Source organism: Rhizobium atlanticum (assembly GCF_030182485.1).
In the GTDB taxonomy this organism is placed as follows: domain Bacteria; phylum Pseudomonadota; class Alphaproteobacteria; order Rhizobiales; family Rhizobiaceae; genus Rhizobium.
Genome location: NZ_JAQJCJ010000022.1, coordinates 79,537 through 97,001 on the forward strand (window position 1 = coordinate 79,537; position 17,465 = coordinate 97,001).

The 17,465-nt window shown below is 60.4% G+C and carries 16 protein-coding genes and 1 pseudogene; 9 read left to right on the forward strand and 8 right to left on the reverse strand.

The window, feature by feature from the left end; all coding sequences use genetic code 11:
• The first annotated feature begins 264 nt into the window (after positions 1 to 264).
• Positions 265 to 1,041 carry a phosphodiester glycosidase family protein gene (locus PH551_RS27030; RefSeq protein ID WP_285195797.1) on the forward strand — a complete coding sequence of 259 codons (777 nt, stop codon included), beginning with the start codon at positions 265 to 267 and terminating at the stop codon, positions 1,039 to 1,041.
• A gap of 497 nt (positions 1,042 to 1,538) precedes the next feature.
• A pseudogene (locus PH551_RS27035) lies at positions 1,539 to 1,938 on the forward strand (GFA family protein).
• A gap of 40 nt (positions 1,939 to 1,978) precedes the next feature.
• On the opposite strand, the gene PH551_RS27040 reads toward PH551_RS27035, so the two are convergent.
• Positions 1,979 to 2,452, reverse strand: coding sequence for a VOC family protein (locus PH551_RS27040; protein ID WP_085778555.1), 474 nt, complete (start codon positions 2,450 to 2,452; stop codon positions 1,979 to 1,981).
• Between the two features lie 162 nt (positions 2,453 to 2,614).
• On the opposite strand from PH551_RS27040, the gene PH551_RS27045 reads away from it, so the two are divergent.
• Together PH551_RS27045 and dapB are read left to right on the forward strand one after the other, a co-directional pair.
• Positions 2,615 to 2,830 carry a hypothetical protein gene (locus tag PH551_RS27045; protein WP_085778556.1) on the forward strand — a complete coding sequence of 72 codons (216 nt, stop codon included), beginning with the start codon at positions 2,615 to 2,617 and terminating at the stop codon, positions 2,828 to 2,830.
• 144 nt (positions 2,831 to 2,974) lie between these two features.
• Complete coding sequence (gene dapB / locus PH551_RS27050; protein ID WP_285195771.1) at positions 2,975 to 3,763, forward strand: 4-hydroxy-tetrahydrodipicolinate reductase; 789 nt, start codon at positions 2,975 to 2,977, stop codon at positions 3,761 to 3,763.
• 31 nt (positions 3,764 to 3,794) lie between these two features.
• Here dapB and PH551_RS27055 read toward each other — a convergent pair whose 3' ends face one another.
• The 4 genes from PH551_RS27055 to PH551_RS27070 form a co-directional block, all read right to left on the reverse strand.
• Positions 3,795 to 4,733, reverse strand: a complete 939-nt coding sequence (locus tag PH551_RS27055) for an ornithine cyclodeaminase family protein (RefSeq protein WP_085780106.1) — start codon at positions 4,731 to 4,733, stop codon at positions 3,795 to 3,797.
• Between the two features lie 83 nt (positions 4,734 to 4,816).
• Positions 4,817 to 5,323 (reverse strand): GNAT family N-acetyltransferase, encoded by a 507-nt coding sequence (locus PH551_RS27060; protein WP_285195772.1) that lies wholly within the window; start codon positions 5,321 to 5,323, stop codon positions 4,817 to 4,819.
• A 399-nt stretch (positions 5,324 to 5,722) separates the two neighbouring features.
• Entirely contained in the window at positions 5,723 to 6,094 is a 372-nt protein-coding gene (locus PH551_RS27065) for a hypothetical protein (protein WP_085778559.1), read from the reverse strand.
• Between the two features lie 140 nt (positions 6,095 to 6,234).
• Positions 6,235 to 7,056 (reverse strand): helix-turn-helix transcriptional regulator, encoded by an 822-nt coding sequence (locus PH551_RS27070; protein WP_085778560.1) that lies wholly within the window; start codon positions 7,054 to 7,056, stop codon positions 6,235 to 6,237.
• Between the two features lie 93 nt (positions 7,057 to 7,149).
• Between PH551_RS27070 and PH551_RS27075 the strand changes: the two genes are divergently transcribed.
• The 3 genes from PH551_RS27075 to PH551_RS27085 all read left to right on the forward strand — a co-directional run bounded on the left by PH551_RS27075 (position 7,150) and on the right by PH551_RS27085 (position 10,247).
• A complete protein-coding gene (locus tag PH551_RS27075) occupies positions 7,150 to 8,073 on the forward strand; it encodes a phytanoyl-CoA dioxygenase family protein (RefSeq protein ID WP_285195773.1) in 924 nt (307 codons plus the stop codon).
• Between the two features lie 164 nt (positions 8,074 to 8,237).
• Positions 8,238 to 9,641, forward strand: coding sequence for a pyridoxal phosphate-dependent decarboxylase family protein (locus PH551_RS27080; protein WP_285195774.1), 1,404 nt, complete (start codon positions 8,238 to 8,240; stop codon positions 9,639 to 9,641).
• Between the two features lie 117 nt (positions 9,642 to 9,758).
• Entirely contained in the window at positions 9,759 to 10,247 is a 489-nt protein-coding gene (locus PH551_RS27085) for a hypothetical protein (protein ID WP_285195775.1), read from the forward strand.
• Positions 10,248 to 10,355: 108 nt separating this feature from the next.
• Here PH551_RS27085 and PH551_RS27090 read toward each other — a convergent pair whose 3' ends face one another.
• Together PH551_RS27090 and PH551_RS27095 are read right to left on the reverse strand one after the other, a co-directional pair.
• Positions 10,356 to 10,778 (reverse strand): TIGR02594 family protein, encoded by a 423-nt coding sequence (locus PH551_RS27090; RefSeq protein WP_085778563.1) that lies wholly within the window; start codon positions 10,776 to 10,778, stop codon positions 10,356 to 10,358.
• A gap of 416 nt (positions 10,779 to 11,194) precedes the next feature.
• On the reverse strand, positions 11,195 to 12,778 hold the full coding sequence (locus PH551_RS27095) for a Na+/H+ antiporter (RefSeq protein ID WP_085778564.1): 1,584 nt from the start codon (positions 12,776 to 12,778) through the stop codon (positions 11,195 to 11,197).
• 216 nt (positions 12,779 to 12,994) lie between these two features.
• Between PH551_RS27095 and PH551_RS27100 the strand changes: the two genes are divergently transcribed.
• Entirely contained in the window at positions 12,995 to 14,896 is a 1,902-nt protein-coding gene (locus PH551_RS27100; protein WP_085778565.1) for a potassium transporter Kup, read from the forward strand.
• A gap of 118 nt (positions 14,897 to 15,014) precedes the next feature.
• Positions 15,015 to 15,791 (forward strand): dioxygenase family protein, encoded by a 777-nt coding sequence (locus PH551_RS27105; protein ID WP_285195776.1) that lies wholly within the window; start codon positions 15,015 to 15,017, stop codon positions 15,789 to 15,791.
• A gap of 104 nt (positions 15,792 to 15,895) precedes the next feature.
• Here PH551_RS27105 and PH551_RS27110 read toward each other — a convergent pair whose 3' ends face one another.
• The gene (locus tag PH551_RS27110) at positions 15,896 to 17,365 is read right to left on the reverse strand and encodes a right-handed parallel beta-helix repeat-containing protein (protein ID WP_285195777.1); all 1,470 of its coding nucleotides are present in this window, start codon (positions 17,363 to 17,365) and stop codon (positions 15,896 to 15,898) included.
• Positions 17,366 to 17,465: the final 100 nt, after the last annotated feature.

Genomic DNA, 17,465 nt, shown 5'->3' on the forward strand with positions numbered 1-17,465 from the left:
TTGCCGCTGAGACTCCTTCCCACCTCATCGGTCTGATCCACTCTTCTGCCAGCGGGAGAAGAAGAGCATGACGCTATCTTTTCGTTCCAGCAGAAGAAGGAGGCAGAACGCGTTTCACGAGAAATCTTGGATACTCATCCCGGCTGACAATCGTTGCTGTACCGGTAAAAATTCCTATTCCGGCCGTCGCCGATGGCGATGAAAAACCCGGTGCTGCCGCCGCACGATAGGAAATCATATCTCGTCATGACTATTCTGATACCAATGCCCTATGTCAAACAAGCCATGCTCGCCGCGGCCATGATGCTGGCGACAATGATGACATTCCTGCCTCAGGCGCATGCAGAGCCATGCGAACAGGAAACTTTCGACCAGGCGGCGTACGTCGTTTGCACGCTGGAAGCAGGAAAAGCCGACCTGCGCCTGTTCTGGAAGGGCGCCGATGGCCAACCATACCGCGCTTTTTCACGCTTGGCCGAAGCCGTTCGCGCCGAGGGGAAAACGTTGGCCTTGGCCATCAATGCCGGAATGTACCGGGCCGATTTTTCGCCGATGGGACTGTATGTCGAAAACGCCAGGGAATTGAAGTCCGCCAATACCGCAGGGGCCGGAGGCCCCCCCGGTCAGGTGCCGAATTTCTACAAGAAACCGAACGGCGTGTTCTTTCTTGGTGAAGCGGGCGCCGACATACTCCCGACCGATGAATTTCTGAGGCGTGCCCCCAAGGTGCGGTTCGCCACGCAGTCCGGCCCAATGCTCGTCATCGCCGGCAAGCTGAACCCGATCTTCATCCTCGGCTCGACAGACCGGAGCCGTCGAAGCGGGGTCGGCGTCTGCGCGGGTGGCGCGGTTCGCTTCGCAATCAGCGAAGACGGGGTCAATTTCCATGAATTCGCACGGCTCTTCCGGGACCGACTGCAATGCCCTGACGCGTTGTTTCTGGATGGCGGACGAGGTGTTGGGCTTTACTATCCAGCATTAGACCGCAACGATTGGTCCTGGCATGGCGGCTATGGCCCGATCTTCGGGCTTGTGGAATAGGCACGACGAATTCGGCCTTTATCGAGACCCACAGCGCCGTCAGCCGGCCCTTGCATTTGACCGGAGTCGATATCGACCATGACCCCGTAGTGATCGCTCGGCCATATTCCATCCACCGGCTGATCGAGGACGCGTTCGCAGGACGGGATTTCCGCCCGCGGGCACTTCGACCTATAGGGCAGAGGTCTTTCGAGGAGAGGCCTTGTTGCCGCCGTAGGTCATTCGGTCAGCCTTCAGGCGAGCCGGCGATGGTTACTCGATTGTCTTCGGGAATGAAGCCCCCAGTCGTTACGCCGTCGATGGTAGCCGAATGCCCCAGATGACTGTCAGATTGATTGCTTCACCGCCATCGACGTCAGCGCCATGGCGATGACCACCCCTCGGAACGGCCACAGGCCCGTGAAAGGCAGCGGCCGAGCGATCGACGCGCCAATTGCGGTCGTTGCACGATTGAGGCAGGATGCAGCCGTTGAACGGGGAAGTGGATCCGAGCACTCCTGCTGACGGGCTCATGTCATTGCGGCAAGACGGGCTGGACCCTCGAAGGCGATCCGGGATCGATCACCGCCTGCAACTGCACCCTCTGCCGACGCTACGGCACGCTCGGGGCCTATGATTACGAAGGAGAGCGGATCACCCTTATCGGCCAGACCGCCTCTTATACCCGGTCCGGCAGGGCAGCGTCGTCGCTCGAATCTTGTTCTGCCCATCCTGTGCCTGCGTCTTGAACTGCGCGGTCTGCGCCTGCAAAAGAATGGCCGCCGCCGCATAGCGGTCAACATGCGGCTTGCACCGCCGGAACTCGTCGCCGATCTCCCCATCGATCATTTCGACGGGCTCGACACATTCAAAGATCTTCCCTCCGACGGGCGCCGCGTACGCGATCTCTGGTTCTGACAGCCCGACATCTGTCGGCCTCGGGGCGGGCGATGGCGCCTCAACCGCGCCGAGCCGCCTCGATCGCCGCGACATCGATCTTTCTCATCGTCATCATCGCGTCAAATGCACGCTTTGCCTGATCACCACCCGCCGAGAGCGCTTCTGAGAGGACACGCGGTGTAATCTGCCAGGACAAACCCCATTTGTCCTTGCACCAGCCACACTCGCTTTCCTGGCCGCCATTACCGACGATGGCGTTCCACAAACGATCGGTTTCTTCCTGATCCTCCGTAGCGATCTGAAACGAGAAGGCTTCACTGTGTTTGAATGCAGGGCCGCCGTTCAGACCGATGCAAGGGATACCGGCGACGGTGAATTCAACAACCAAAACATCTCCCTGCTTACCGTCAGGATAATCTCCCGGCGCCCGAGTGACAGCACCCACCGCGCTGTCGGGAAACGTCGCGGCATAAAAGCGGGCCGCGTCTTCAGCGTCTTTGTTGTACCATAGGCAGATCGTGTTTTTTGCCATTGCGGCGGTCCTTCCCTCTTGGTTTGCAATTCTACTGAAATAAGAGAGAGATCGCCTTTCTCCAGCCTATGCATGTTATTTCGGCAACGGCCTTGCGTCCTCGCCGCAAAAGGGTGTCAGAGTGGCAAGCATCGTCTGCGCGCGATTGAAAGGGCCGAAGCCATGCACAAGTTCACCGTTACCCTCACCCGCGAGATCGAGGCCGATACCGCCGAGGAGGCAGCCTTGCTCCTGTACCAGGAACTTTCGAAGGGACCTGTCCCTGACCGCTACTCGGTCACCGACGAGACGAAGGTGACCACGGAGGTAAATCTCGACCGGAACAAGGCTGATGAATTCGCCAGCATCGATCACACCGCCGATCCCGGCAACTGGTAAGGCCAGTCGTTCACAGGGACGGGGGCAACAAATCCCCTGCTTTACGTCGGCAGCGCAATTGCGGTAGGTCCAGAATGCCGTTCCGGCGCGAACCCCGGATGCAAGCGGCCGCTCCATCGTAAATATTCCAGCCAAGGAAAACACGTGACCTCCCCTGTCAAAATAGCCGTCGCCGGCGCGAACGGCCGCATGGGTCGCACCATACTGCCGCTGCTCGCGGCCGATCCGGCTTTTGTCGTCATCGGCGGCATCGGCCGCCCTGGCTCCGCCGGTGAAGGGTTGATCGACCGTGCGGCCGCAATTGCAGCCGCCGACGTGATCCTGGATTTCACGACGGGAAATGCCGCCGCCGAACTCGCCGGCCTCTGTGCCTCGGCAGGCGGGCCGGCCCTGGTGATTGGAGCGACAGGTTTCGAGCCGGGTGATATCCAAAGGATCGCAGCCGCCGCCCAAACGATTCCGATCCTGCGCTCCGGCAACTTCTCCATCGGCGTCAACATGCTGGTCGGCCTCGTGGCCCAGGCGGCGCGCGCTCTTCCCCAGCATGACTGGGATATCGAAATCCTCGAAGCCCACCACAACAGGAAGATCGATGCGCCGTCCGGTACGGCGCTGATGCTCGGTGAAGCGGCCGCCGAGGGCCGCGGCGTTTCCCTCGCATCCGTCGAGCGGCGTGGGCGCGACGGCGTCACCGGCGAGCGACTGCCCGGCGAGATCGGCTTCGCCGTCCTGCGCGCCGGCGGGATCGTCGGGGAACACAGCGTCCTGTTCGCCGCCGCCGAGGAAGTCGTGACGCTGTCGCATTCGGCTCTCGATCGCGGCATGTTCGCCCGCGGCGCGCTTGCCGCCGCCCGCTGGATTGCAGGGCGCGCACCCGGCGAATATGGCATGCGGGATGTGCTGGGCCTGACGGCAGAAGGCGCGAATAGATAGAATGAACAGAGGCTTGAAGGGCGTCTTTGACTCAAGGTCTACACCGACACCCCACCCTATCGAGCACCGCCGCGGCGACGACGACTTCAGTTCCGGCAAGGCCTACGGAGCAGAACAGCGTTATCTCTTCGGGCGATCTCCGCCCTGACGCTTTCCCCGCAATGATGTCGGCGAGATCGACCAGGCGGCTGTCGCTGCCGGAGCCTGTCAGGAAAAAGGGCGATGGGTATGCGCGCGTTTGTTCGGGAGAATCCGTCGCGATCACGGCCGCCGCGTCTGCGAGATCCAAGCCGAGTTCGCATCCGTGAAGCGTTTTCGGGCCGACAGTGTTGACGTGCGCGCCGGGCTTTAAATCGCCCGCATGGAGGACGGGCGTTTGGCTTGTCGTCGCGCAGATGACGATATCGGCCTCATCAACGGCTTTCGAGACGCTGTCGACAGGCTCCACCTTAAGACCCAGGGCGAGCTGCATCTCGCTTGCAAAGTCAGCACGATTTTTCTCATCGCGGCTATAAACGCGGGCGTGATCGAGGTTGCGAACGGCGGCAGCCGCTGCAAGCTGGGTTCGCGCCTGCGCTCCCCTGCCGATGATGCCGACGATTTTGGCGTCAGGCGCGCCGAGATGCCGGATCGCCAAACCTCCGATCGCGCCAGTCCTGAGGCTTCCCAAGAGCGATCCGAGAACGATCCCTTTGAGCCTGGCGTCGTCGGCCGACCATACGGCGACGATCTGCGCATGCTCAGCCCCATCGAATGTGTCGTAGACGCGAAAACCCGCGAGCGGCTTCTCGCCCATGATACCGCCAACGGTAAAAACGAGATCGCCTCGATCAGGAAACGACACATGATGCCTCGGTGGCGAGATCAACCGGTTGGCGGCCCTGGCATGGAAGGCGGTCTCCAGCGCGTCGATCGCGACCGCCATCAACCCGCTATCGTCAATGTCCTTGTCCATCAGGATTTTCATCACGGCGACCTCCGATTCAGGCTGCATCCTGCAACCCCAATCCCACTTGAGGTCAAGAGGCCGATGGTCCGCCGCGCCGCGACGGCCTAACCCATCAGCCGCCGCGCCATCATCACATCGTCGATCTCCCGGCGATCCTCCAGCACGCCGCCGGGGATACGGCCGATTTCGGCAAAACCTTGCCGCTGGTAGAACCGTATCGCCGCCGTATTTTCGGCGCTGACGAAGAGTTCCAATTGACGGATGCCGATATTGCGCGCGTGATCGGAAATCGCCTCCAGTAGTTTGACGGCAAGGCCCGTTCCGCGCAGCTTGGCGCGGACATAGACCATGACGATCGTGGCGCGGTGGGCCATCTTGCTCGACCGCTGCCGAAACAAGCCCATGATGCCGACGGGCTCGCCTTCGCGAAAGGCTATGAAAACCGGCTCGCTCAGCCGATCGCGCCACTCCTGCAGAGACAGAATTTCCCAGTCTTCGTAGCGGCTGGCAAAGGAGGACGGCTCGGCGCGGAGCGCTTCCAGGCGGATATGCCGGAAAGCCTCCACCTCGTCTGCACCTATGAGCCTGATCGTCACGCCGCCTGCATCCATCGCCACCTCCCGGAGTATCGGAGATATGTCATCGCAGCCGACTGCAGTGGATGCAACTCGGAAGCGCGAGTTCGATTGGCGCCTGGCCCCATCGCGGCCCGCCAACACACAAGAGAGCCTCATCCTGAGAGCCTGTGAATCTATCGATTTTACAATTTTTCGATGCGAGTTAAATCAATGGCTCAGCTCTTTCGAAAACGACGAAATCCAAAAGGTTCACAGACTCTGAGGTGCCCGCAGGGCCTCGAAGGATCATCCTGACGGCGGGTATATCGGCGGTTGATGAATGCAAGAAGCAGCGTTGAGCCGCGTGCTTCGAGGCTCCGCCCTCGCGGGCTGCACACCTTAGCATGAGGAGCCTTGGAGAAGGCCGCGCCCGAATGGCAGCGCCAACTCTACCTACTGCGCCGGCGTTCCCACCCGGCCGCCTTTGCGCACACCTGATTGATCGGGCTGCGCCTCCGGCTGATTGCCAAGCCGCAGATCCCATTGGTTGAGAGGCCGCATGGCGGGCTGGTCTGTCGTTGGTTCGCGGGTCGACCGCACGACCAGATCATCCGGTTCGAAGGCCGTTTGATCGCCAGGTCTCTCCATCTGAACCGGTGCAATCTGATGGAAGACGACGAGAAGAATTATCCCGACTACCGAGCACACGAGCGCATAGAGAATGAAATATTTCAGTGCATATCCCTCGCTGATCGACAGAGCGGCCTTGACAGCAGCGCGAATGATATTTCGTACATCATTGATGGATACTTCGAAAGAAGGCAATAGATTTCAGCAGATCCTTAGAAAATTTTGAAAACAGCCGGCATAAAATCAACATTTATTGGAGAAAATCGTCTTCCTCTTCACGTAATGCTTGATTTGTTCAAGATCGCAGCAAAGACCGCGATCCATACTGCAACAGCTCAACCTCGCTTATATCGCATCCGGAATTCACGGGGGCTGCAGCCCTCGCGCTCACGAAAGACGCGAGAGAAATAGAACGGGTCTTCGATACCGACCATGGCTGCGATGGTTTCGATCTTCTCGTCTGACATGGCGAGCAGTTGCTTGGCCTGGTCCATACGCGCTCGAAGCTGGAAGTCCTTTGGCGGCATGCCCGTTTCGGCTATGAATTTACGCCGCAGCGTGGCCGGCGACATGCCGTGCTCGGAGGCAAACGAGGCAAGGTCGAGCGGCTGCAGCGCCCTGCCCCGCAGCGTCTCGACGAGATCGGCGGACGCACCCTCGCCTTCGCGACCTGCGGCAGCGCTCGCCTGCCGCGCGGCGGTGATGACGATACGATGGAGCGCCAATGCCGCCGAGGCCTGTCCTAGATGGCTGTCGTCGACGAGATCGGCATGCAGCCGCGCGAAGAGCCGCACCACCTCCTCGAGATGGCGCAGCGTCACGAGGGGATGACGCTCGCCAATCAGCCGCATCCGCACGAAATCCCGCGTGAACGAACCTTCAAACAGCGCCCAGCGCTCGTCCCATCCAGCTTCGTCAGGCCCATAGGAATGCGGGCGGTTCGGAAACAACCAGAAGAGCGCCGGCCCCTCCACGGGTTGGCGCCCGCCCGCAGCGGTTTCGAGAAACCCCCGCCCGCGCTCCACCAACACGGCCGCAAAGCTCGGCAGCCTCCTGTCCTTCACGGCATGGCGCGCATGCTGCCTGCCGCTGCCCGTCACAGCAAGCCCGCCGGCCGCGGCAAGGGGAGATCGATAGATGGCCTCTGCTTCTCTCATGAGCGAAAAATCCAGCTGCAGCTTTCCTCCATGGCGATCGGCCCACGCAACCGACAAGCTGGAGGCAGGTAAGTCAAAGCAAGGATGAATGAAATGTCAATTGTCGCGAATGCTGCCGGGATGAAAGTGATGCAATCGCCCCTCGCCGCCCGTGGCAAGACAATCCCTGCAGAAAGGCTCGGCCTGCTGACGCAGACCGATCCTGCCATAGGCGTCGAGGCCATCCGCCGCCGCTATGAGGAGGATGGTTATGTCTGGCTGAAGGGCCTTCTGCCGCGCGCCGAAGTGATCGATTTCCGCCGCTGGGTCTTCGCCCACCTCGCCGAAACCGGCCTGCTGGCGCCCGGCCATGATTTCGCACTTGGCATCGCGGCCGCCGAAGGCTTCGACTGGAACCTCGCCAACCGCCGCCTAATGTCGATCGTCCGCTCCGCCGCCTATGAAGGCTTCTGCGCCCAGCCGCGGCTCGTTCGCTTCATGGACGCCTTCCTCCAAGGCATCTCCTATCTCCACAAACGCAAGCTGATGCGTTATGTCCAACCCGGCACGGTGGTGGCGACCCCCGCCCACTACGATCTCGTCTACCTCCGCGGCGGCACCAGCCGGCTCGTCACTGCCTGGATCCCGATCGGAGACATCCCCGCCGAAATGGGCGGCCTCGTCTATCTCGAAGGCTCGCATGCGCTCGGCCGCAGGATGGAGGCGGAATTCCAGGCGAACAGCGGCACTCTCTCGCCGGAAGAGCGGATCAGCGCCTATAACAGTCAAATGGCCGAAGGCGGCTGGATCTCCAAGGACCTGCCTGATATAGCCGAGCGCTTCAACGCCCGCTGGCTCGCCGCCGATTACGAGGCTGGCGACGTCGTGCTGCACTCCCCCTACATAATCCACGCCGCCACCAACAACGAAGACCGCACCCGGCGGCTGCGCCTCTCCACCGACATCCGCTACCAGAACGTCGACGACGAAATCGACGCCCGCTGGAGCAACCACTGGAGCCTTGGGGATATGCTGTAAGCCTTTGGGTCCGCGCCGCAACGCTTCAGCCGAAGCCAAACCCGCCTGGATCGATTCTTCGCGAACCAAGACAGCGATGGCGATATCGGATAGACTTGCCGGCGCCGGCAGCTTGCCTGGAGGCGGTCCCCAGGACCGGCGGGCGTCCGGCGCAGGGGGATCGCATGTCGGCAATCGCATCTCTGTTTCAGGACGCCGCGCGGCTTGCAGCCGGGTTTCGTGAGCGCGCGCCGGCCCGCCATGTGCCCCGGCACGACTATGCCGCTTCGCTCGCCACCTTCGACGAGCCGCTGCCGGCGGCCGGCGCCGATATGGCCGATGTCATCAGGCAGCTCGCCGCGAACGCCGAACCCGGCCTGCATTTCACCACGGGCCCACGCTTCTTTGGCTGGGTCATCGGCGGCTCTCATCCGGTCGGCGTGGCGGCCGACTTCCTGACCAGCGCCTGGGGCCAGAATGCCGGAAACCACGTCGCCGCCCCGGCCGCGGCCGCCGTCGAAACGGTCTCGGCGAGATGGCTTCTCGACATCCTGAAGCTGCCGCCCGAAAGCTCCGTCGGCTTCGTCACGGGAGCCACGGTCGCCAATTTCACTTGCCTTGCCGCTGCCCGCGGCGATGTGCTGCGCAAGGCTGGCTGGGATGCGGACGCAAAAGGCCTGTTCGGCGCGCCCGAGATCACGGTGCTGATCGGCGACGACGCCCACACGACCGTCTTCTCGGCGCTTCAATTCCTCGGCCTCGGCCATGACCGGGTGTTGCGCCTGCCGACTGATCCAATGGGCCGGATCGATCCGGCCGCGCTCGGCGACGCGCTTACGTCGGTCATCGGCCCTTGCATCGCCATCCTCCAGGCCGGGCAGATCAATACCGGCGGTTTTGACGATTTTCGTCGGATCATCCCGACCCTGAAGGAAAAAGGCGCCTGGGTGCATATCGACGGCGCCTTCGGCCTCTGGGCGCAGGCTTCGGAGAAATTCAGCCACCTCAGCCGCGGGGTCGAGGCGGCCGATAGCTGGGCGACGGATGGTCATAAATGGCTGCAGACGCCCTATGACTGCGGCTATGCGATCGTGCGCAACGAGCTTGCCCACCGCCGCGCCATGACGATCGCCGCAAGCTACCTGCCACTCGCAGCCGAGGGCGAGCGCGATCCCTCCCATTACGTGCCGGAGCTTTCCCGGCGCGCTCGGGGCTTCGCCACCTGGGCGATGCTGAAACATCTCGGCCGCGATGGCATCGCCGCCCTCATCGACCAATGTTGCGCGTCGGCCCGCCTGCTGGCCGAGCATCTCCAGCGCGAACCAGGCATCACCATCTTGAACGAAATCACACTGAACCAAATCATCCTCCACTTCGCCACAGACCGCCCGGACGAAGAGAGCGATGCAATCACCCGCAAGACCATCGCAAAGATCTGTGAAAACGCCACCCTCTTCGCAGGCGGCGCCAAATGGCGCGGCCGCGACGTTATGCGGCTCTCCGTCACTAATTTCCAGACGAACGCAGACGAAGCCCGGCTGGCCGCCGACAGCATCATCGCTGCCTTCCGCAGTGTCAGCCGCGACTGACCTTGTTCCACTTGCAACCTCAACCATTGACGTCTTCCAGAGCAGGATTACGGTCCTCACTTCAGCACTGAGAATTCAACCAGCCCCTCCCTCGCCACGTGTCCTCAACGGTTTCCCATGTCTCGATATCTCCCCGCGATTGCCGCTCTTCTCACGCTGATTCCAGCCACCGGCGATGCCAGTGAGGCGCGCGGAAAATCGACGCCTCCTCCTGCGAAGGGCTGCGTGGAGATCGGCGGAACGGTACTACCAGGAATGGTCGGAGGCCCAGCCTATGCGGCAGCCGAGCTAAAATGCGGCGCAAAGCTTTTGCTGGTGCTTCGACGCCAGACCGGCATGAATGGAAGTCTCCCCGTCTGGACCGTGATCGACCAGGTAACGATCTCAAAGCCGAGCCCCCACCACGAACTTCTGCAGCCGGCCTTTTGCTCATCGAGGCGGTTTCCTGATGCCCCCATCTTTGCACTCGGCAGGATGGCGGAAGAGCCAGATGGCTCTTATCGATCCGAGAATCTGGTCAAAGCCTGGCGATTCGACATCACGCGCGAAAGGCTGGCCTCAATCCCAGTCGATGGCGTGCTATGTGCGTTGGACGGGTTTGATTGATGATCGGTGCGCAAATTCCGACGATAAGCCGCCCCTCTTCGAGGCGCAGCCTCCGAACCTCAGCACGAGAGCCGACCGTTGGGCCAGGTGCCAATCAACAGAACGGCTTTATCGTCGAACGGCAACGACCGAGCTGGCGCGGTAGCGTGACAGCTGGACGCGGTTGGATTGGTTGCCGCCGAAGAGATAGACGTACTGGCGCCGCTGATCGAAGTGATCGAACAGGCTGACATGGAACCGCCTGCCGCTTCGGATCACAACGACATCTCCCCGCCTTGCCGAACGAAAGAAGACAGGTTTGCCGAAGCTTTTCCAGGAAACTGCCATATTGGGATTGGGCGGCGGCTGGCGTGACGATCGTTTGGCGACAAAGGCGAGGAATGCTCCGCACCACGACGTTCTGCGGGGATTGATGCTGAGAAATGAAATAGAACGTTCGTGCATGCGATTATATTTCGAAGCCGTGACGAGCATGTCGGCCTCACACGGCACGGCAAAAACCGTGAGGGCTATGACGAGAATAATTTTCATTGTTTCTCACCATTGTTTGGATAATTTCAAACATCCGAAATGTGGCGAAGAAAAAATCGCGGCTGGAACGTATATTTGAATCATGGCGGCAATTAGAAGCAATTTGACCGCGTATTTTTTCCTGTATTTAAAGAAATAAAACTTAGGCGACCGGCGACGGCACCCGCAAAACGGACGAATATTGGCAATCTGCAAACGCTCAGCTGGCGAAGTCGAAAAATGGAGAATTCGATGTTGGGGGTGACGAAAGCCCGATGCCATATGGGAGCCGAAGCGGAACAATCCGCCGGAATCTCGCAACGATCCGGTGGAACGGCATTAGTTGCGATGGGATTTATATTTCCAGGATCGCATCGAATACTTCGAATGCAGTGCGTATTTTTACCGGCCGTCTTCGATCTGACTCGATTGCAAACTCAGGCTTTAGCTGAAATCGCGCTCAATTCCTCCAGATCGAGATCCCGTTCCAGCTCCTCCAGCGTCTCGTCGTCGATATCACCGGCGCGGTGGAGCCGAATGAGTTCCCGACGGCCGGTCGCAACCGCCTCGAGAACGACATCAAAATGGGCGTGAAGCATCGGGATATAATGTTCCGTTCTCGCGGCGTAATCGACGATAGCGGTGGCTCGGCGTTGGTATCGCTCCAGCAATTGCGGGTGGATGAGATTTCCCTCAGGGTCGTATGCCAGGTTTTGGACGGTTCCAAGCTGCGCCTGCGCCATGGCGGCTTCGGCCTGACTCATTGTGAGACGCGCCCTTTCCGTCTCCGGCTCCACCAGCCGTGCCCAGGCAATTATCCGCCCCAAACTCGTTCCCTGGACGAGCACGGTTCCGACAATGACGGCAAATGATGTTGCGAGGATGAAGTCGCGGCCGGGGAATTCTTCTGGCAGGCTGAGCGCCAGGGCAAGCGTCACCACGCCCCGCACGCCGGCCCAACTGAGGACGGTGGCGCCGCCGGCGCCCAGCGGCTCAGCGCGTTTGAACCCCAGCGGAGCACAAAGGCGGATGACGAGATCTGAGGCGAAGACCCATGCAAAGCGGGCGATCACGAGCGTCACGAGGATCGCCAGCATCGGTAGTCCCATGGTCGCGATAACTGTGGTAAAACCACCGCCGCGCTCAACGACGTCGCGCAACGACAGCCCGATCAATGTAAAAACTGAAGCTTCCATCAGGAAGATCATCACAGTCCAGAACGACGTGCCTCGCATGCGCGTTGCGGCCGAGAATACGGTGTGCTGGTGCCAGGAAGCGATTAGACCCGTGGTAACCGTGGCAATGACGCCGGAAACGTGCAGCAATTCGCCGAGCAGATAGGAAATCCAGGCGAGCAGCACAGTGGCGGCGATGATGAGATATTCGTCGCCCAGGCGCCGGACGAATTTCACCCACACCGTTCCGACAACGACGCCGACGACCATGCCGCCGAGCGCCAGCACAAGGAAGCTGGAAGCCGCCTCCATCGCGCTGAAACTTCCCGTTGCGGCGGCGGCGACGGCAAAGCGAAATAGAACCAGACCGCTCGCATCGTTCAGCAAGCTCTCGCCTTCCAGCAGAATCTGCAGCCGCCGCGGCAGCCTGACGCGCTCCAGCACGGCGCGGGCCGACACCGCATCCGGCGGTGCAACGATGGCGCCAAGTGCTGCACAGGCGGCCCAGGGAAGTGACGGAAAGAGAAGATGGGTCACGACGGCCACGACGGCACAGGTGAAGAATACTGCTCCGACGGCGAGCGAGGCAATGCCGATCATATGGCGCCGCAGCCGCACGAGAGCAATGGCCCAGGCGCCGTCCATCAAGAGCGGTGGCAGGAAGATGACAAGCACCAGCCCGGGATCTACGGTGATCGCCGGTAGCCCCGGCACGAAGGCTAGCAGAGCGCCGCCGGCCAGCAGCGCAACGGACGGTGGCAAACCCAGCCTGTGAGCAGCGTAATGCAGCGCGATGATCGCGAGAAACATCGCAATGACCAGCTCGAACAATTGAGTGGGTTCCATCTCACTCGCCCCCTGCCTGAAAAGTGATTTCGAATGCCTACTATATTATTTTCCGGGCCGAAATCGCTTCATTCCGAACTCCTCGCGGCAGACATGTCGGGGCCGACAGTCATGCTTCGCTTCGCCACGAAAAGATTGCACCGACACGAATTTACTTGCCCTTCTCCAATGCGGCATATGTTTCTGTCTGTAAGCAAGAGGCGTGAGCGGGGAAACATGACTTCAACACATGCGGACAAGAGCAGTGACCTCGGCAGTCGGAGCGGCTTTGTCGGATTGGTCGTCGGTGCAGTCGGCGTCGTATATGGCGATATCGGCACCAGCCCGCTCTACGCCTTTCGCGAGGCGCTCAGGCCTTTTGCTGCCGATGGCATACACGAGCCGGAAGTGATCGGCCTGATCTCTCTGATGGTCTGGACGCTAACCGTTATCGTGACTTTCAAATATGTGCTGTTCCTTCTCAGGGCGGACAATGACGGCGAAGGTGGTACCCTCTCGCTTCTTGCCCTCCTGATGAAGAAGATGGGACGAAACGTGCCGGTCCTGTTCTTCGCCGGGCTGATCGGGGCAGCCCTCTTCATCGGCGATGCAATGATCACGCCTGCCCTCTCGGTCATGTCAGCGCTCGAAGGTCTGAAGCTGGTCACGCCGACCTTTGCCGATTATGTCCCGCTCGCCTCGGCTGCGATCATGATCGTTCTCTTTGCCGCGCAGTCGAGGGGGACTGCAGCTGTCTCCATGTTTTTCGGGCCGATAACGGTCTTATGGTTTCTGGCCATGGCTGCCGGCGGCTTGATCCATATCGGCGACGACTGGAGGATTCTGGCCGCCCTCAATCCGATCAATGCGCTTTCGTTCCTCGCCCATGCCGGCACGGTCGGCCTCATCGTGCTCGGCGCCGTTTTTCTGACGGTGACGGGTGCCGAAGCGCTCTATGCCGATCTCGGGCATTTCGGCCGCCGCCCCATCCAGACGGCGTGGTTCGTACTCGTCTTTCCTGCATTGCTTCTGAACTATATCGGCCAGGGCGCGCTCGTTCTCGCCCATCCCGAAACGGCCACCAACCCATTCTTTCTGATGTATCCGGATTGGATCCTGTTGCCAGTTGTCATACTGGCGACGATGGCGACGATCATCGCCAGCCAGGCCGTCATCACCGGCGCTTTTTCTCTCGCCCGCTCGGCGGTTCATCTCGGCTTCCTGCCGAGGCTGCGGATCAAATTCACGTCCGAGACCAACACGGGCCAAATCTACGTACCGAGCGTCAATCTCCTCCTGCTGGTCGGCGTGCTGATGCTGATCTTTTCCTTTGGCGACTCCGAGTCGCTGGCGACTGCCTACGGTATCTCGGTAACTGGGACCATGGTCATCTCGACCATGCTGTCCTTCCAATTCCTGCGGGCTGTCTGGGGCTACTCGCTCACGCTCGCCGCCATGCTGCTGCTGCCGCTCTTCATTATCGAAGTCTTGTTCCTGGCAGCCAATCTGCTGAAGATCCACGATGGCGGCTGGGTTCCGGTCGCCCTGGCGCTGGCAATCATGATTTTGATGTGGACTTGGACCCGGGGGCAAGCCTACCTCAAGAGACTGCGGGCCAACAACGAAATTCCGCTCGATTCCTTCATCCGGTCGATCGAGCGGAAGTCGGATCATTCACCGGTTACCGTTCCGGGAACGGCGGTTTTTCTTACCAGCGTGCCAGACCGGACGCCGAACGTTCTGCTCCACAATCTCAAGCACAATCATGTGCTGCACGAACAGAACGTCATCCTCACTGTCTGGACCGAGGACGAACCCTATGTTCCCGACAACAGGCGCATCAAGATAAGCCAACTCTCGCCGCGTTTCGTGCGTCTCGATATCACTTTCGGCTTCATGGACGATCCTGATGTCACCAGGGCGCTGGCGCTCTGTAGAGAAGGAGGTTTCAAGTTCGAGATCATGAAAACGTCCTTCTATCTCGGCCGCCGCAACCTCGTCAGGACGCCGAACACCGGCCTGCCCGGCTGGCAGGAACGCATATTCATGGCGCTGGAAGGCTTTGCCATCGATCCCTCCGACTATTTCAACCTGCCGTCAAACCGCGTTGTCGAGCTTGGCGAACAGGTTGCCATCTAAGGTCTGATGGCATCGCCCTGCTTCGCCGACAGCCTCGTCACCGTGATCATTGCCGGGATTTAACTGAAGGTGCTGGCCTGCCCCCTTACACGCCAGGTCTTGAGACAAAGGAGGACATATGAAGAGGCGCACTCTTGTACTTGGCGGCGCCGCGATTGCCGCATCCTCGGTTGTTGCGACGGCAATCTGGCCGCGGCGGCATGCCGCGGCGGCAGCCAGGACATTCGACTGGAAGGGCACTGATTTTCTGAGCGGCGGCACCAAGTCTGTCGCCTTGGAAAAGCTGCCCGCGCCGCTCTTCCGCACTCGCCCGAATTGCGTCGTGACCCTGGCCCAGACCCGTGGCCCCTGCCATGTCAACGACGTCCCGGCCCGCCAAGACATCTCTGAAGGAGAAGCCGGACTGCCGTTGCGGCTGGCCCTCCGTATCGTCCATGCCGCCGACTGCCGGCCGGTCGAAAACGCCGATATCGAAATCTGGCATACCGATCACCGTGGCATCTATTCCGGCCGAGAGGCTGCGAAGATGTGTACGCTTAGTGACGCCGAGGCAATCAGCGGGCTCGCATTTCGCGGTCGCCAACTGACCGACGAGGCCGGGCAGGCAAGTTTTTTGACCGCCTATCCGGGATGGTATAGTGGCCGCACGCCGCATGTTCATTGCCGCATCCTCGCAGACGGCAAGGAGCTTCTCGTCAGCCAGCTCTATTTCGACGACGCCCTGAGTGACATCATCTATGGTGAGCATCCCGACTATCGTGAACGCCCCCGCCGCGATACGCGCAACGACAATGACGGCCTCATTCCGCAGGACGCTACCGATCACATCTTCGATTTTGAGAAGCTCGATAGCGGCGTGCTTTCCGCCACGATTACGATCGGCCTCTCTTCCTGAGCCGATGGCGGCGAGCGACAAGAGGCGTTTTCCACCGAACGCTGCTCGGCGACCTCTGATGCCGCCACGGCTTCTCCCCGTAGCGGCGATGCTCCCTGCTATCCTCAGTGCAGCATGCCGTGTTGAAGGATAGAGACGATCAGCGGATCCGCTTCTGAATGATGCAACGGCTGAGGCGTGATCTCATGGTGTGAAATTTCGCTGCCGTTTTCCGGGCCAGCAAGATCGGCGGCTTCCATGGTGACGCCGTGATCGCCGTTGCCAAATGTCGACCCGTGCTTTTCGACAGCAGCCTTGCCGAAGTGACGAAGCAGCAGGGTTTCATCCGATATGCCGTTTTCCCAGATTGGATTGTCATGATGAGCGCCGACTTTATCCGCTGCAATCTTGTCGGCAGCAAGTTTCAGGTCGTTGTGGGATGTGAGCCCGGTGTCCGATACGAGGCTGACGCTCGCATCCGCGGCGGCGAGGCTGTCGGCGCTCGCAAGTGTAGTAGGACCTTCTTCGACGATCGTGTTATCGCTGACGGGAAAGGTGCCTGCAGCGATGATCGAGGGGGAAATGCTGTATGGCGTGACATCGCTCGCGATAAAATTGTCATGGAAGGATCCGGATGCCGGCCGGTCGACCTTCAATGCCGCCTGGGTCAGGTCGTCGAAGAGATTGCCGTAGATCTCGATACCCTCGCGGACATAAGTGGTCGTGCCCGCGGCGCTGACTGCCACGCCCCAGGCGCCGTCATGGATGTAATTTCCAGCGATATCGTAATTACGCGTATCCCCCTGGTCGCCGAGGCCGATCGCATAGGACCAGCTGTAGCCGCCATAGCCTGAGATGTCGTTGTCATGGATGGCGACATTTGTGCCGGCTTGTGCGCTGATCCCGAAGCCGCCGCCGAGGATGGTGTTCCCCTCGATCACAGCATCCACAGGCCGGACGAGCGTCAGGACGCCCTTTGGCGTGACTGCACCCGTTTGATCAAGATAATTACCGCTGATGACGATGTTGCTGCTGTCGTTGATCTGGACGGCGTCGGCAGTGGTTCCGTGGGCATTGGTGACGGTGTTGTTGAGGAGCGTGACACCGTTGAACTTCTCGACCCAGATGCCGTCGCCATTGACGTCGTTAATCGTGCTGTTTTCGATCGTGATGTTCGAGCCGGTACGGAAGGTGATAGAACCGGATTTGGATAATCCGGTGTGATCAACCTCGACATTTCGGATGGTCCAATTTGAGACATAGCCACCATAGATGGCCGCGCCACCAGTATCTGATATCTTGATATTCTCAATGACGATATTCGATGCGTATAGGCTGTGAATGCCGTCATTAGGGCTCGTGATGACGGGCGCATCGCCGACGCCGTAGCTGCCGATGGTGATTGGGGCAGCGGCGGTGCCGGAATATTTCAGGTCAAGCTGGTCGTTATAAACAGTACCCGCCGCGAGCAGCACGCTGTCGCCCGGCTGCAGCTTCAAGTTTTCCACTGCCGAGAATGACGCAAAAGCCGCTTCTGCGCTGGTGCCGGCATTGGTGTTGGAGCCCGTCGCTGAATTCACATAATAGATTGTCATATCGCCGTGTTCTCGCATTGTCGCGCAGCCGTCTGGTTCGGCTGCAACGAGTGGATCTGATGCGATCGGGAGCTGAAGCCATGCTCAACAACATGGCGTT